This is a genomic window from Nocardia sp. NPDC088792 (genome assembly GCF_044750615.1).
In the GTDB taxonomy this organism is placed as follows: Bacteria; Actinomycetota; Actinomycetes; order Mycobacteriales; family Mycobacteriaceae; genus Nocardia.
On the sequence record NZ_JBIVKC010000003.1, the window covers coordinates 1,193,853 to 1,208,090 of the forward strand.

17 protein-coding genes are annotated in these 14,238 nt (G+C 65.4%); 5 read left to right on the forward strand and 12 right to left on the reverse strand.

Features of this window, described 5'->3' with window-relative positions; genetic code table 11:
- Both ACIP5Y_RS23575 and ACIP5Y_RS23580 read left to right on the forward strand, forming a co-directional pair.
- Positions 1-1,236, forward strand: coding sequence for a kynureninase (locus ACIP5Y_RS23575; protein WP_400352729.1), 1,236 nt, complete (start codon positions 1-3; stop codon positions 1,234-1,236).
- Positions 1,217-2,098 (forward strand): PaaX family transcriptional regulator C-terminal domain-containing protein, encoded by an 882-nt coding sequence (locus ACIP5Y_RS23580; RefSeq protein WP_400352731.1) that lies wholly within the window; start codon positions 1,217-1,219, stop codon positions 2,096-2,098. Before ACIP5Y_RS23575 ends, ACIP5Y_RS23580 begins: the two co-directional genes overlap by 20 nt.
- Here the strand turns inward: ACIP5Y_RS23580 and ACIP5Y_RS23585 are convergent.
- The gene (locus ACIP5Y_RS23585; RefSeq protein ID WP_400352733.1) at positions 2,085-3,506 is read right to left on the reverse strand and encodes an MFS transporter; all 1,422 of its coding nucleotides are present in this window, start codon (positions 3,504-3,506) and stop codon (positions 2,085-2,087) included. The genes ACIP5Y_RS23580 and ACIP5Y_RS23585 overlap by 14 nt on opposite strands.
- 202 nt (positions 3,507-3,708) lie before the next feature.
- Here ACIP5Y_RS23585 and ACIP5Y_RS23590 point away from each other — a divergent pair, with 202 nt between their 5' ends.
- On the forward strand, positions 3,709-4,230 hold the full coding sequence (locus tag ACIP5Y_RS23590; protein WP_400352735.1) for a hypothetical protein: 522 nt from the start codon (positions 3,709-3,711) through the stop codon (positions 4,228-4,230).
- A 74-nt stretch (positions 4,231-4,304) separates the two neighbouring features.
- Here ACIP5Y_RS23590 and ACIP5Y_RS23595 read toward each other — a convergent pair whose 3' ends face one another.
- A complete protein-coding gene (locus ACIP5Y_RS23595; RefSeq protein WP_400352737.1) occupies positions 4,305-4,772 on the reverse strand; it encodes a nuclear transport factor 2 family protein in 468 nt (155 codons plus the stop codon).
- Between the two features lie 25 nt (positions 4,773-4,797).
- Entirely contained in the window at positions 4,798-4,992 is a 195-nt protein-coding gene (locus ACIP5Y_RS23600; protein ID WP_400352739.1) for an RGCVC family protein, read from the reverse strand.
- Between the two features lie 402 nt (positions 4,993-5,394).
- Between ACIP5Y_RS23600 and ACIP5Y_RS23605 the strand changes: the two genes are divergently transcribed.
- Complete coding sequence (locus ACIP5Y_RS23605; RefSeq protein WP_400352741.1) at positions 5,395-6,249, forward strand: SMP-30/gluconolactonase/LRE family protein; 855 nt, start codon at positions 5,395-5,397, stop codon at positions 6,247-6,249.
- 39 nt (positions 6,250-6,288) lie between these two features.
- Here ACIP5Y_RS23605 and ACIP5Y_RS23610 read toward each other — a convergent pair whose 3' ends face one another.
- Genes ACIP5Y_RS23610 through ACIP5Y_RS23630 form a run of 5 tightly spaced genes read right to left on the reverse strand, consistent with a single transcriptional unit; the run spans position 6,289 to position 10,240 of the window.
- A complete protein-coding gene (locus ACIP5Y_RS23610; protein ID WP_400352743.1) occupies positions 6,289-6,750 on the reverse strand; it encodes a hypothetical protein in 462 nt (153 codons plus the stop codon).
- 6 nt (positions 6,751-6,756) lie between these two features.
- Entirely contained in the window at positions 6,757-7,212 is a 456-nt protein-coding gene (locus tag ACIP5Y_RS23615) for a hypothetical protein (RefSeq protein WP_400352745.1), read from the reverse strand.
- Positions 7,213-7,229: 17 nt separating this feature from the next.
- Complete coding sequence (locus ACIP5Y_RS23620; RefSeq protein ID WP_400352747.1) at positions 7,230-7,790, reverse strand: hypothetical protein; 561 nt, start codon at positions 7,788-7,790, stop codon at positions 7,230-7,232.
- Between the two features lie 10 nt (positions 7,791-7,800).
- Positions 7,801-8,253 (reverse strand): hypothetical protein, encoded by a 453-nt coding sequence (locus ACIP5Y_RS23625; RefSeq protein WP_400352749.1) that lies wholly within the window; start codon positions 8,251-8,253, stop codon positions 7,801-7,803.
- 34 nt (positions 8,254-8,287) lie between these two features.
- Positions 8,288-10,240: a hypothetical protein gene (locus ACIP5Y_RS23630; protein WP_400352751.1), complete on the reverse strand. Its 1,953-nt coding sequence runs from the start codon at positions 10,238-10,240 to the stop codon at positions 8,288-8,290.
- 335 nt (positions 10,241-10,575) lie between these two features.
- On the opposite strand from ACIP5Y_RS23630, the gene ACIP5Y_RS23635 reads away from it, so the two are divergent.
- Entirely contained in the window at positions 10,576-12,345 is a 1,770-nt protein-coding gene (locus tag ACIP5Y_RS23635) for a hypothetical protein (protein ID WP_400352753.1), read from the forward strand.
- A gap of 59 nt (positions 12,346-12,404) precedes the next feature.
- Here the strand turns inward: ACIP5Y_RS23635 and ACIP5Y_RS23640 are convergent, their stop codons facing one another.
- The 4 genes from ACIP5Y_RS23640 to ACIP5Y_RS23655 form a co-directional block, all read right to left on the reverse strand.
- Positions 12,405-12,734, reverse strand: coding sequence for an ArsR/SmtB family transcription factor (locus tag ACIP5Y_RS23640; RefSeq protein WP_400352755.1), 330 nt, complete (start codon positions 12,732-12,734; stop codon positions 12,405-12,407).
- A gap of 90 nt (positions 12,735-12,824) precedes the next feature.
- Positions 12,825-13,196 (reverse strand): hypothetical protein, encoded by a 372-nt coding sequence (locus ACIP5Y_RS23645; RefSeq protein ID WP_400352757.1) that lies wholly within the window; start codon positions 13,194-13,196, stop codon positions 12,825-12,827.
- 244 nt (positions 13,197-13,440) lie between these two features.
- A complete protein-coding gene (locus ACIP5Y_RS23650; protein ID WP_400352759.1) occupies positions 13,441-13,593 on the reverse strand; it encodes a hypothetical protein in 153 nt (50 codons plus the stop codon).
- Positions 13,594-13,860: 267 nt separating this feature from the next.
- Positions 13,861-14,166, reverse strand: a complete 306-nt coding sequence (locus ACIP5Y_RS23655; protein ID WP_400352761.1) for a hypothetical protein — start codon at positions 14,164-14,166, stop codon at positions 13,861-13,863.
- Positions 14,167-14,238: the final 72 nt, after the last annotated feature.

A 14,238-nucleotide genomic window follows, 5' to 3' on the forward strand; every position in this document is an offset into this window, starting at 1 on the left:
ATGACCGTCACTGCTACCGAGTTCGCGTCCCGCGCCGCGGCATTGGATGCCGCCGATCCCCTGCGCGACTATCCCGCCCGCTTCCTGGGCAGTGACGACCCGCGAATCGTCGCCTATCTGGACGGCAACTCCCTCGGCCGGCCCACCCGCGCGACCAGCGAACGGATCTCGGCCTTCCTCGCGCAGGACTGGGGACACCGGCTGATTCGCCGGTGGGACGAGGAATGGTTCGATCTTCCACTCACACTGGGCGATAGGCTCGGCGCCGCGGTACTCGGCGCCGCAACCGGGCAGACCACGATCGGCGATTCGACAACGGTCTTGTTGTACAAGCTGGCTCGTGGTGCGCTGACGCTGCGGCCCGGCCGCACCGAGATCGTGGTCGACCGCGGCAATTTCCCCACCGACCGCTACGTTCTCGAGTCGATCGCCGCCGATCTCGGGTACACATTGCGGTGGCTCGAGCCGGATCTGCGTGCGGGTGTGACCGCCGCGGATCTGGCCGAGGTCGTCTCAGAGCGCACCGCCCTGGTGGCGCTCAGCCACGTCGCCTACCGGTCGGGATACCTGCTGGACTCCCCCGCTGTCGCCACCGTGACACACGACGCGGGCGCCCTGCTGCTGCTCGATCTGTGTCACTCGGCCGGCTCGGTGGAGATCGAACTCGATTCGTGGGCAGTCGATTTCGCCGTCGGATGTACATACAAATATCTCAACGGGGGCCCGGGTTCGCCGGCATTCGCCTATGTCGCCGCGGCACATCTCGATGAGTTCGTCCAGCCGATCTGGGGTTGGATGGGCCGGGATGCGCCCTTCGAGATGGCGCAGGGCTATCGGCCCGCCCCGGGAATTCGCCGGGTGATCAGTGGCACCCCCGCGATTCTCGGCATGCTCCCGATCCAGGACACTATCGACATGATCGAGGAAGCCGGTATCCGGGCGATCCGGGCAAAGTCGGTCGCGCTCACCGAATTCGCGCTCGACGTGGTGCGGTCCTGGCTGGTTCCGCGGGGCGTCACGGTGTCGTCGCCGCTCGATCCGGCCCGCCGTGGCGGCCACGTGACCATCGACCATCCGACCTTCCAGGGGATGCTCCCCCGGCTCTGGGAACGCGGCGTCATACCCGACTTCCGCGGGCCCGCAGGCCTGCGTCTCGGTCCGAGCCCGCTGAGCACGACATTCACCGAGTTGCTGGCCGGGCTGGCGGTGATCCGTGATGAGTTCGCTAACCCCTGACACCGCGCCGGGCCCGGTCGCCGCGTCGGATGCTGTGCTCGATGACATCGATTCGCGCCCGGGCAGTGCCACATCACTGGCCCGCACGGTGCTCGGGGCATATGTGCGCGACCTCGGCGGGTGGATCGCCATCTCCGACTTCACCACTCTGCTCTCGATGCTCGACGTACCCGAGCAGAGCACCCGGTCCGCAGTGACCCGGCTCAAGAGCAGAGGAGTGTTGTTCTCGGAGAGCCGCAACGGCCGCAACGGGTATGGATTGACCGCCGAGGCGGGAGCGATGTTCGAGCGGGGCGACCCACGCATCTACGGATTCCGGCAGATGGCCCCGGACGACGCGTGGCGGTTGATCTCCTTCGGCATCCCGGAATCCGAACGCGCCGCGCGGCACCAGCTTCGGCGCAGGCTCACCTCGATCGGCTGCGGCATCGTGTCGGCCGGATTGTGGATCTGCCCCGACTATCTGACTGCGGAGGCCGCCGCCATCGTCACCACTCTGGGCCTCGACGATTATGTAACCACTTTCCGCGCAACAGAACTCACCGTTCCCGGCACAATCCGAGAAGCAGCCACCCAGTGGTGGGACCTGCGGGGCCTCGCCGACCGATATCGAACCTTCCTCGACCATCACGGCCATAGCCTCGACCCTGACGGCGATCCCGACGGGCACGCGGCCTTCACACGATTCGTTCCCGTCCTGGACGAATGGCGGATCATTCCGTATATAGACCCGGGCCTGCCAGCGGCCATGCTGCCCGCCGACTGGCCCGGCGGCGCAGGTCTCGAATTGTTCGCCGAATCGCGACGACGCTACTTGGAGCCGAGCCGCAAATGGGTACGCGCACTGGTCAACAGGGAATGACCGGAACGGGTACCGGGTCTTTCACACCGGCGCGCGAGCTGGTCGACAGCGCCGACGCGAACGCTGCGAGGAGTGCGGTGAGGGCGAATGCCAGGCACAGCCAACCGAATTGGTGTTCGGCGAGGCTGCGGACGCCCGAATTCGGGTAGAACGCACCGAAAGTCGCTACGCCGATCGCACCGGCTATCTGCAGTGCGGTGGTGAAGACGCCGCTGATGTCGGCCGCGTGGCCGGGGGTGGCCACGGTGGTGAGGTGGACGATCATGGCGCTGTAGCTGGCGCCGAGCCCGAAGCCGCCGAGGGCGAGCAGGATGAGCATGACGGGTGTGGACAGCAGACCGCTGAACAAGGTCACGGCCAGGGCGGTGTAGGCGAAGGCCACGATCGCGCAGCCGAGACCCGACACCAGATGCTGCCGGCGGCCGGGCACACGATGCAGCAGCCGTCCGGGAAGTCCGAAGGCCAGCACCCAAGGGATCAGAACGAGCCCGGAGAACAGTGCACCGCGGCCGAGTCCGTGCTGCAGATACTGGGCGAGGGTGAACAGCAGCGCGTAATAGGTCGCGGTCATGAGCGCCTGCGCCGACAGTCCCCAGGCGATGGCGGGTCGCGCGATGAGGGCCATGTCGAACAGTGGTGAACGCCCCACCCGGGTGCGGCGGGATTCCACCGCGAAGAACAATGCCGCGCAGGCAATCGCGGCGGCCAGGGACAGCCAGGTCCAGGCGGGCCAGCCGGCGTCGTGGCCCAATGTCAGCGGCAGCACCAGCAGCAGGACGGCGATGGCCAATGTCGCGGCGCCGGGTACGTCGAGGCGTTGTGCGGGATCGGTGTTGCGCTGCGCGGGAATCGCCAACAGCCCCGCGATGATCATGGCCGCGGCGATCGGCACGTTGATCAGGAAGATCGAACGCCAGTGCAGGCCGAGCAGATTCATCGAACCCAGCACACCACCGAGGAGCTGCCCGGCCACCGCGCCACCGGAGAGCGCGATCGCATTGAGTCCCAGCGCGCGCATGCGCTGCGGCCCCGCCGGGAACTGCAGTTGGATCCCGGTGAACACCTGCGGGATGGCGAGCGCGCCGCCGATGCCCTGTACGGCCCGCACGATGATGAGCATCACCGGGCCGGTCGCGAGACCGCAAGCCAGCGAGGCGATTCCGAAGAGGGCGACCCCCGCCAGGAAGACCCGGCGATAGCCCAGCAGATGTCCCAGGCGAGCGCCGATAATGAGCAGGGCTGCGGAGGCGAGCATATAGCTGCCGATCACGAGTTCCAGTTGGGCGCTCGAGGCGCCGAGTCCGGCACGGATGGCGGGCAGTGCAACATTCACGATGGTGGCGTCGGCCTGATACAGGAAGGACATGCTCAGCATGGCCGCGAGTCCCCATCGGGTGGCGGAGTTCATGCGGTCAGCGTGCCGGGACTCCACCGGTGGTGGCTGGCGGCAATCGGCCGCCGCGTATGCGACGTCCGAATCCCGCCGAAGGACCACTCTTACAGCGAATACAGTGGCTGGCAAAGCTACTGTGAAGCAACGGGATTCGCTATCGAATCGGCGCATCATCTCTGTGCCGGGACCGACCCGATCCTTGGAAAGAAGCCGAGCGATGTATGCCCTGACCTCACCACGACTACTCACCCCACCCCGTAACAACGAGGACCCCACCGCCACCACTGTCGAGCTGGACGTGATCATCGGTATTGCCCGTCGCCGTGGCGCCCACACCATCGCGATCGGTTCGGGCCGCACCTCTGCTGCCCTGGTCACCTCCCAGACCCTCGCAGACCGTTGGCAGCACGAGGGTGGAGAGGTAGCGGCGACGATCACTTGGCCCGAGACCGCGGCCTCTTGGTTGCGTCAGGCCACCCGCTTCGCGGCCACCGACCCCGATCTGTGGGTCATGACCGGGCCGGCGACCGGCTGGGCGCAGATGACCCGCCGACTGCTGTGGTCGACCACCTGGAGCGCGCGTCGCACGCTCGTCACCGCTGCCCTTGCCGCCCGCGACACGCTGGAATTGGTTGGCGCACACCATCTCGACGGCCTCGCCGGCGCGCACACCGACGGCACCCCTTGGATCCTCGCCGATGGTTGCGTCCGCCCACCGCGCGAACAACAGAGCCGATGACACCCCGATCCCTAGCATCATAGCGGTGTGTCCCCTGCGCAATCGCAAGGGACACAACGTAATTCGGAGCAGGTTCAGGAGTTTTCGGTCAACGCGGCCACTACCGCCACGGTGTCGTGATAGTACGGCCGGAACTCGGTGATCAGTCCGTCGCGGAAGCTGATCCACTGCAACAGTGAGGTTTCCAGCACCTGTCCGCTGCCTCTCGCGCGCAGACGACCCCGACTGTAGGCCACGATCTGATCGCCCTCGCACAGGAATCGCTGCTCATCGAACCACAACCCATCCCAATGGGCTTCCATGGCCGCAAGGAATCCACGCAATCCGTCATGCCCGCGCCACTCACCGCCATAAGGCAGGCTCGGCGCCTGATACATCACAACATCCGCGGCGAGATAGCGTGCCATCGCCGCGAATCCAGCCCCCTCGGTGAGGTAAGCGGCCTCAGCCGCGTAGAAGCCCTCCAGCGAAGCCATCGCATCCATCGTCATGATCACGATCCTCGCCAACACCACCCAGCGGCGCTGGCGAGAATCCGCCACGGCGGTGACTCCCAGATGACGGCTTCTAGCGGCGGTAGTAGGTCTTCCCGTGCTCGGCCGGCCGGGCGCAGGCGCATTCTCGATCCAGCCCACCCGCCGCGGTCGCGGAGCAGTACCTGACTCCTATCGAGTCATGCGCCTCCCAGGAGTGCGAGCATGCCGCACAAGAGGATTCAGGCGGTGCGTCGGTTACGGGGGCAGTGGATCCATTCGAAGACATAATGCCTGATCACCTCAGTTGGTCTACATCGTGGACAGACAGTGCTGACGCCTCTCAGACTACACCCGCGGTACATCGGCGTTCTCAGGACGAGAAGGGACGCCGCCGAGGACCTGGACTGTGCCGGTCATATAGGCGCCGGGTTTTCACTGCCGAATCAGCTACACCGACACCGCATGCTCCCTCGCATCCGAGGGCAGCTCGAGAGTCGGCCCGATAGCCCGGATTTCCGGCAGAATCCGCCGATTCAATGACGTTCCACGCCTGAGCGGCAACCACGTCCGCCGCGGAGTTCCGTGGTCCGCTGCGCACCGATAGCTTCGGTTCATGGCTGAGAATTACTGAGCCTTCGGCGCCGGTTCACGGGTCCTGCGCTATGGCGCCGGACTGATCATGGTCGCCGTGGGCGCGATTGCTCCGGCCGCACCCGCGGTTGCCCAGAGCCACGGCTGCACCGCGAGCGTCACCACCGAGATCGCCTTTCAGATACCCGGATTCGATTACTCGGAGAACCTGGGCTACGACGAGCAAGGCAATCTCTGGGTGACTCGCCTGTATCGAAATGTCGTGCAGCGCTATAACCGGGCCGGCCAGATTACGGCGACGGTGCCCGTCAGCTCCCCCGGTGCGGTCCGGCTCGGCCCCGACGGCCTGCTCTATGTCAATTACGGTGATGCCCTGAGCAGTCCGACACCGGGAGTCGGCACCAACGGCGTCGTCCGGTTCGATCCCACAGCGGAACTTCCGCGGCCGGAGGTCTTCGCGAGCGGCACGAATATGGCCAATGGCGCCGCGTTCGACAACGAGGGCTACCTCTATGTCACCGATACGACCTCGGGAGTGGCTCGCATCCGCCGGGATGGTTCGATCGATACCGCATGGACCTCGCGCGTCATGGCGCTCAGTGCCAACGGCATCATCGTGGTCGGCGGGGACCTCTATGTCACCGTGACGGCCAGCCTCGGTGGGCAGATCCTGCGGATACCGATCGATGATCCCGCGCGCGCGACTCTGGCCGCGCAGCTCGATCCCGGCCCGCTCGCGCTGCCCGCATTCCCTGACGATCTCGCCGTCGGTCCGGACGGAATGTTCTATGTTGCCACCGCACTCGGCCGGCTCTTCCGCGTGGACCCGGCCACCGGCAGCTCCTGTGTGGTGTACACGGGAGAGCCGATGACCTCGGTGTTGCCGACTCCGAGCGGCGATCTGCTGCTGAGCACCGAATCCGGTGACGTCCTGCGGGCTCATCTGCAGTGAATGCGGTGTGGCCAGGCTGCGGGCTGTTCGGTCACTGCCTCACTGATGGTAGAAGCAGGTTCGTGCGGCCTCGGCTCCGTTGATATCCGTTGTGGGGCAGGTTGTTCGGAATTCGGCTGCCGGGCGGTCGCCGAGCACGAGGTATGGCGTCGGTAGGCCGCAGCTGCGGGCGAGTGGGATATCGCGGTCGGGTGCGGCGTCGGGGTGTACGACGATCTTCGCGTCCACGCAGGTCTGGTCGAAGGGTGCGAGGTCGACGAGTAGACCCGCGTAGACCGGTGGTAGGTCGTTGCCGAATCGGATCTGGTTGCCGCCGAGGAAGGCGCCGGGGGCGAACTCGTTGTAATGGTCGAGTGACAGGTCGCCGAGGGAGCCGCCGTAGTTGATGATCGGGTCGGCGTGGGCCTGGCCGGCGCCGAAGGCCGTGGTGGCGGCTGCGGCCCCCAACGCCGCAGCCGCCAGCCGGTTTCTGACTGTTTTGCGCATGTGCTTGTCTGCCATCGTCTTTCAGGTTCTCGGGAAGCAGGTCCGTACGGGTTCGGCTTGGCCGGAGTGGCCTTCGAAGCAGATCCACGCGTAGTCGCCGCCGGGCCGGTTGCCGGTGTTCAGATAGACGGCGGGCAGGCCGCACGCCGCTCCGACCTCGTGTATCTCGGGTGGTCCGCCGTCTTTGGGTTGCAGAATGACGCGGCCGGTGGTGCAGTTGCCGTCGAAGGGCCAGTCCAGGATCACTCCGACCATGTAGGGCACCGCGCCTTTGGTGAGATCGAGGACGTCGGAGTCGAAGATGCCGCCGGGGAAGAACTGGGTGGTGTGGCTGCCGCCGAGTCCGTCGATGTCGAGGTTGAATGTCACCGCGGGTTCCGCACTGGCCGTGGCGTTTTCACCGCACAGTACGGTCACGGCTGCGCCGGCCGTACACGCCGCCAGCCGGAGCAGGGTTCTGTTCATCGGTGTTCGCACGCCGATTCCCTTCGTGGTCAATTGAATCGGTAGCAGGCGCGCTGCCCACCGTCGGTGTCGTGGTGGGCTGTCGCGCACACACCGACGTATTCGCTGATCGGGCGTTCGGTGAGGGTTCCGTAGAGTTCGGCGCCGCCGCATTGGTTCTGGATCTGATGCGTTTCCTGGGTGCCGTCGCGGCGGATGAACGCCAGCGTGCTCTGCGCGCATCCCGGTGTGCCCGGTGCGAGGTCGGCCAGCCAGCCGATGGTCAGTGCGGGCAGGAAGGGAATCAGTCCCCATACCGCGGTGTCCTGGCTGACCCCGTAGGGGAACAGGTTGACGTGGTCGAAGGTGGCGCCGAACAGTTCCGCGTGCGCGCCGATCGGCGGCAGCATCGCCGGGGCGTTTTCCGGGGCATCGCGGGATGGCAGTGCCGGATCGGTGCGCGGCGGTGCCGGTGCGGGCTGCGCGTCGACCGGCGGTGGCACATACGGTGCGGGTGCGGCACCGACGGGCCCGGCGAGGGCGGTGCAGATCGATGCGGCGGTGAGTAGCCCGGCGATCTGGGTGGTCAGTCGAATCACTGTGTCTGACATGGGCTTTCCCCTAGTTCCGCGGGAAGCAGGAGCGGGTGTGGTATTGGTCCACGGTCACTTCGGGGCAGAACTCCGTGTAGTCGCCTGTCGGCCGGTCGGTGGTGCCGATAAATGCCGCCGGAAGTCCGCATGCCGCGCCGGTCCGGTGTTCCTCGGCGGTGCCGTCCTGGGTGTAGAAGGTGATCTTCCCGGTGACGCAGTGCCCGGAGAACGGGTTCAGGTCGAAGACCAGTCCGGCATAGTATCCGGTGGTTCCGGGCGTGAAGGTCAGCAGGTCACCGCCGTAGAACGCGCCCGAGGGCAGCAGCGTCCAGTGGTCGATCCCGGTACCGCCGACGTTGAATCCGAAGTTGGCCACCGGTTCGGCGGCCGCGTCACCGGCCCCACCGAGTGCGCCGGCCGCGGTGAGGAATCCGATCCCGATCGCGGTGCTCGACACCGCGTAGAGACGACTCAGTTTCACGAGCAATCACTTTCACGTGTTTCCGAAGGGTGGGTCAGCGGCCGAAGGAGTACGGCGTGTAGATCTTGTAGCCGTCGCCGTCGAGGGTGTTCTCCATCAGGTTGGAGATCATCATGGTGGCGATCTCGGGTTTGCCGTTGTTCTGCTTCTCGGCGGCGTTACCGATGTCCATGTGTGAATAGCCTTCGGCGACAGCGCTGTTGGCGGGCATGACATCCTTGGCGATCAGGTCCTGCAGGCCCTTCACGCCCGGGACGAGATCGACGAGATCGAAGCCGACCTTGAAGATGCCGAAGCCGTCGCGGGTCAGCACCGCGGCGTTGGGTCGTTTGCCGCCGAAGTCGGTGTGCCAGGTCCGCATTCCCGAGCCCGCGGTGCCGCTGTAGCCGAACGCCATGTCCACCAGGGATTTCAGCGAGTAGTAGTACTCGGTGAAGTCGTAGTCCGGGCTACCGAGCGCCCATGCCGCGTCTTTCGCTGCGGTGACCGAGTATTCGGGTTTGGCGATGGGCTGGCCGAGCAGATCGGTTTGCGGGTATTCGTAGGGTTCGCCGACCTTGTCGTAGTCGCGCCAGGTGTAGAACTTGCTCGGATCGGTGGGTGCTTCGCGCGGCACCACGGTGAGCGTGTTGACCACCAGTGGTGAGATCTGGGCGGGCAGCCAGCCGAAGATCGATCCGGGCAGCGGGAACGTCTTCTCCGCGACCGGCCCGCCGTCGAGGCTGCCCATGCCGTAGTTCAGCCAGGTGGGCAGGCTGTTGTTGTTGATCAGCGCTCCCAGTGCGGCCATGTTGGTCATATGGAAGGTGCGCACGTCGGGCTGGCCGGTGAAGAAATCCTGATAGTCCTTGGCGAACAGCACGCGCCGTGCGATCGAGCCGGCGAGGTTCTCGAGCAGGTTCGCCTGCGGGTTCTCCGGCATCTGGGCGAGCAGTTTGCTCGGCTCGTCCGGGTGCAACCGCGCGGCAAGGCCGAAGACATTCAGCATCCGCAGGTAGTAAGAGAAGCTGAGCTCGCTGGTCACGTTCGCCGATCCCGGCAACAGCCCCATTTTGAAGATCGCGTCACTGAGATTGCCGACCGGTCCGGCGAGGGCGTCACCGAGTTGCTGCAGGCCGGGGATCAGGTTGGTGAGGACCTTGGTGTTGAACGGGATGATCGGTCCGTCGTAGGCGAACCAGCCTGCGCAGTCGTTGTATCCGGCGTAGCGGTCACCGAAGGTGTTGTCCTGCTGGGTCGCTGCCGGTCCGAAGTCGGTGGACAGGTACAGCGCGGTGACGGGTCCGCCGAGTGAATGGCTGGCGAGGAACAGTTTCTGTTGCCGCATCGCATGACTGGGCATTTCATGATCGTTGATGAAGTGCCAGTCGTTGAGTTCCTGGGCCAGCCCGATGTCGGCGAGGACCCGATTGTCGAGCCAGGAACCGAACCCGGCGAACTTGCGGCCGTTCACCTCGCGGCCCTTGTAGTAGTAGTCCCAGGCGATCTGCTCGTCACCGGCATCGGCGGCGGCCTGCATGCCGGTGTTGTCCTTGACGCATTCGGTCCGCCGGGCCGTCGACCAGTACTCGGTCTTCTTGCCGCGGCGTTCCATTTCGCGCACGACATTGATCGATTGACGGTAGAAGTCGCCGGCATTGCCGTAGAGGCCGGGCAGTAGTGAGACCACCGAATCGGCGTCGACCGCATTGTCCGGGCCGTCGACCGGTTTGAATCGGTAGAACCCGATGTAGTCGCACGCGTCCGGGTGCGGTCCGGCGCTCGCCGGCAGTGGGTCGTGCCAGGTCACCTTGCTGACCTGGACGCCGTCGGTCACCTCGAGGACCTGTTCGGTGCGGTCGGCGGGGTCGACCTGGGTGACATCGTCGGGGTCGGCCAGCGCGGTCCCGGCAACCGCGATCAGCGTGCTCGCGGTAATGGCCGGCACCAGGCCGAACCCGATCCACGGGGCAAATCGAGCACTGGGACGTCGGTGTCCGGTACGCATCGGTCCTCCAGAAAATTGGCACGCGAAATCGACGCGATCCCAGGTCGAAGTGCAGATCCGGTCGCGTGTACGCTCGGGTACATATTGAGTAACTGGAGAGTACATGCACGCGTGAAGTTGTGCACCCTTCGGAAGTGACCTAGGTCATAGTGCGCGCACCCGCCGTGTCCATGACGAATCACGCCACCTTCGTGGCCGGTCGGGTCACGGTGATCCGCCCTCGTCCTCGATACCTTCGAGTACGGCGACGTACCGTTCCGGCTCATCCATCAAGAGGGATTCCCATGCTCGCATCGACTCGACGCTGTCTCCGTGGGTTCGGCGTATTCGCCGCTGTGACAGTGATGTTCACCGGCACCCTGACCACCGCGCTCGCCGACCCGCCGCCCGCACCGGATACACCGACGGTCGCGACCCAGACCGATCCGGCCTATGTGCTGCAGAACATGCTCATGCTGCTACAGGGCTACCAGCACGATCTCACCGATCCGGCCAACCTGCAGTACTTCGTGCAGCACCTGCTCAGTCTGCCCGGCCGCGGCTTGCAGGGGCTGGCCGCGATGCTCGAACCGAGCCAGTACCAGGGGCCCGACGGCCGGCAACGGTTGCGCGACAACATACAAAAGGTCATCGACGAGGAAGTCCACCTGCTACCGACCGTGGCCGGGGCGGCGTTGCAGCCCGCGGACCGGCGGTACCTGCCGAACTGGACACACAGTGGCGTCTGGGATCAGCAGCCCGATGACGCCCTCGATGGCGATAATTTCGATGTCACTCGGGCGGGAAATGTCGGTCTCACCGCGAAGTTCCGTTACCCGTGCACCATGCCCGGCGATGTGGTCGAGTACGAAACCCGCGGCGGCGACTGCGTTCCCGGCGATACACCCGGCGCCGACTTCAAGCTCGGCGAGGCCCGCAAGATCCAGATCGTCAACTCCCGCGGGATGCGACTGGCCGCAACGATCTTCCTGCCCGAAGAGGCCCTGGATCCGGGGACCCACAAGAAGTTCCCGATGACGGTGTTCACCGACGGCGCCGTCGCCGCCCAATCCACCTATTACGCGTGGACGATGAACGCGGTACGCCGCGGCTACATCGCGCTCACCTGGGATGAAGCGGGTCAAGGGGCAAGTGACGGAACGATTCTCGATCTCGTCGTGCCCTACAACACCCCGCACTGCTTCGCCTCCGGACCCTGCCGCGATCTCGAGGACGTCATGCACTGGGTGGTCGGCGATGACATCCTGCCCGCACCCAGCACCCACACCACGCTCGCCGACTTCTCCAGCTTCGCCGACTTCTGGAATACCGTGCATCTCCCGCGCATCGGCAAGCAGTACAACCCCGGCTACGGGCCCGGCGGCGACAATATCCGCAACCCCGTCCTGGATCTGATCGACCTCGACCACATCGGCGTCTGGGGACAGTCCATGGGATCCATTGCCACCAGCCACTACCTGTGGGACGTGGGCCAAGGCCAAGGCATGGACGGGCGCCCGGTCCCGAAACCGGCAGCGGCGGTACTCATGTCGGGTTTCGAACCGTCACTGGCGAACGTGCCCACCCAGATCCAGACCGCGGACCTCGATATCCCCGGCCTGACCAGCGGCGGCGTGTTCCCGGTCAACGACCTCGACCTGTTCGGTGCGCACCTGGGTTTCGACCCCACCGACGGCGCGCTCGGCGGTAAGTCCTGGTACGACTGGGTCCGGCGCAACGCCAAGGACACCGCACCACTGCAATTCCTCACCCTCGAGGGCGGCAGCCACTTCGACACCGTCGGGGTCGGTACGATATTCCCGCGCGCGCTCGAATCCTGGCGCAACTCCATCGATTACGGCGTCGACTGGTTCGACTGCAATATCGAGCACGACGGCGACGCCTGCACGCGGGTCACCACCGCGGTCCCCGGACTCTCCCGCGCGGTGGCCGCCGAGGTATCCCCCAACGGCCCCGCCGGGCCCAGCTACTGCATGACCACACCGGATCGGCAGCAACTGGTCACCTTGTTGCTCGGTCCGCTCAAGACCTTCCTGTCCGGCCTATACGGCGAACCCGCACCTCAGGACTGCATTGCGGGACAACCGATTCCACTCAACCCGTAATCGCGTCCGCTGACCCCTCGGCTGCGGAAACGAAGGCTTGCGGGGTGAGGTAGGTGGTGTCAGGCAGGCTGTCCCAGGACTTCGGCTTGGCCGGCCACCACTCCGGTCAGGATGGCGCGGGCGACGGCGAGCAGCTCCGCGACCTGCGGCGAGGTGAGGGCGTAGGTCACCGACAGTCCTTCGCGGTGGGCCGTGACCAGGCCGGCGCGGCGCAGGATGGACAGTTGCTGGGAGAGATTCGCTGCCTCGACACCGATTTCGTCGAGCATTTCCGAGACGGCGTGCTCGCGCATACTGAGTAGTTCGAGGACGCGGATGCGGACGGGATGCCCGAGGGTTTTGAAGAAGTCGGCCTTCATTTGATAGAGCGGCCTCTGCATTCCCGGCATCCCGTGCCACTCCCTTTCATCGGTGACCTGTGGCCCCGACCGATCCAGCGACGTCGACAATAGGGCAATCACCTGACCAGTGCGGCCTTTTCAGACTTCGACTTCCTCCTCGATGGCCTTCAACCGATGCCGGGCGAGAGCGAGGTTGCCACGCTCACGATCGAGAGCGAGATAAAGGAACAGACCCCTCGCCTTGCGGGCGCGCGCCGGACGGATCAAGTGGTATTGACCACTGAGAGTGATGAGTACGTCCTCGATCTCCTCCTCGAGCCCGAGCTGCTCGATCGTGCGGAGTTTGGCGCGCACCAGTTCCGTATTCCCCGCCGCAGCGACCTCGAGATTCAGATCTCGCGACCCGCCGAGCACGCCCAACGCCATCCCACTGTTGTAGTCGACGACGGCCGCGCCCAGCGCACCGTCGAGCATCATCATGTCTTTCAACGTTATTTCCAGATCCGCCATGGTTTTCCTCTCTCGCACGCCCGATGGGCGACTTGGCGAGGCGAGACGCTACCCACACCCCACACGGAATACCCGAGATTGCTGAAGAATTCCGCAAGGTACGCAATTCAAGAATTCTGCAATCAAACAAACCGTAAAACATTGCCCACCAGTCGGTTTGCCGCCGGCTTTCCCGCGACTTTCTCCCACCGGCCGACAGGGCCCGATCGCCTTGTGGAGCGGCTCTGATTTCGCGGTACGGGGGCTACTGCGCGTCTTTCCCGGCGGTCGCCGGGGCGGGGCGCGGGGGGAGTTTGCGGCCCAGCAGTTCTTCGGTTTCGCGGCGGTTGGCCTCGATCTGTTCGGGGGTCAGCTCGACCCTGCGTGCGCGCCATGGTTCCTGCGTCAACGCACCCATTGCTCGCTTCCCTTCACGATGGCCCGGATGCGCCACATGTTATGCGCCGTATCCATGCTCGCGCCGACCCGCCGTGAACGAACTCCCCATCGATGAGGGCGATGCGCCGCGCATGCAGGGGAACAGAAGATGCGGTGTGATAACCCTTTCGGTTGCGCAGGACGAGGCGCTTCCCGATCATCCTCGGCAGGACTTGGCGCGGACCGTGTCCGAGCTGGTTGAATTCCGATTCGTTGGCACGGATCGAGGCGCGGACGGCTGGATGGGTCACAGGTATCTCAAAAGTAGCTGTCGATTCGGGATTGTCGTGCAGAATGCCGGGGTAGAACCGTCCGACGTGACGGTGTCGACCTCGATGGGGGCGAGATGGGCGAGATGGTCCGGGGCACCGCGGTGGGTGAGCTGCTTGGCGAGGTCCTGCAGCGCTATGGCAGTGTCGATGCCTTTTGCGACCGGTTGCGTGCCTTGCTCGACTCCCCCACGACCGTCCTGCCAACGGTCTCTGTCCCGATACCCGGTGCCGGAGGCCGGCACCGGCGAAAGGAATCCGAGGCCGTGCCAGCGCTGCTGCATGAGTACGGCGTGCGTGGCGTCCGGCAGGAAGTCGACCAGTAAAACCCCAGTTGCTGAAGGTTATTGGGTCAT

Coding starts and splice junctions, on each gene's coding strand:
- ACIP5Y_RS23585 (WP_400352733.1), bottom strand. CDS start 3,506: ATGAACTCCGCCACCCGATGGGGACTCGCGGCCATGCTGAGCATGTCC.
- ACIP5Y_RS23640 (WP_400352755.1), bottom strand. CDS start 12,734: ATGCCGGGAATGCAGAGGCCGCTCTATCAAATGAAGGCCGACTTCTTC.
- ACIP5Y_RS23600 (WP_400352739.1), bottom strand. CDS start 4,992: ATGTCTTCGAATGGATCCACTGCCCCCGTAACCGACGCACCGCCTGAA.
- ACIP5Y_RS23590 (WP_400352735.1), top strand. CDS start 3,709: ATGTATGCCCTGACCTCACCACGACTACTCACCCCACCCCGTAACAAC.
- ACIP5Y_RS23630 (WP_400352751.1), bottom strand. CDS start 10,240: ATGCGTACCGGACACCGACGTCCCAGTGCTCGATTTGCCCCGTGGATC.
- ACIP5Y_RS23575 (WP_400352729.1), top strand. CDS start 1: ATGACCGTCACTGCTACCGAGTTCGCGTCCCGCGCCGCGGCATTGGAT.
- ACIP5Y_RS23645 (WP_400352757.1), bottom strand. CDS start 13,196: ATGGCGGATCTGGAAATAACGTTGAAAGACATGATGATGCTCGACGGT.
- ACIP5Y_RS23655 (WP_400352761.1), bottom strand. CDS start 14,166: ATGCAGCAGCGCTGGCACGGCCTCGGATTCCTTTCGCCGGTGCCGGCC.
- ACIP5Y_RS23580 (WP_400352731.1), top strand. CDS start 1,217: ATGAGTTCGCTAACCCCTGACACCGCGCCGGGCCCGGTCGCCGCGTCG.
- ACIP5Y_RS23610 (WP_400352743.1), bottom strand. CDS start 6,750: ATGGCAGACAAGCACATGCGCAAAACAGTCAGAAACCGGCTGGCGGCT.
- ACIP5Y_RS23650 (WP_400352759.1), bottom strand. CDS start 13,593: ATGGGTGCGTTGACGCAGGAACCATGGCGCGCACGCAGGGTCGAGCTG.
- ACIP5Y_RS23620 (WP_400352747.1), bottom strand. CDS start 7,790: ATGTCAGACACAGTGATTCGACTGACCACCCAGATCGCCGGGCTACTC.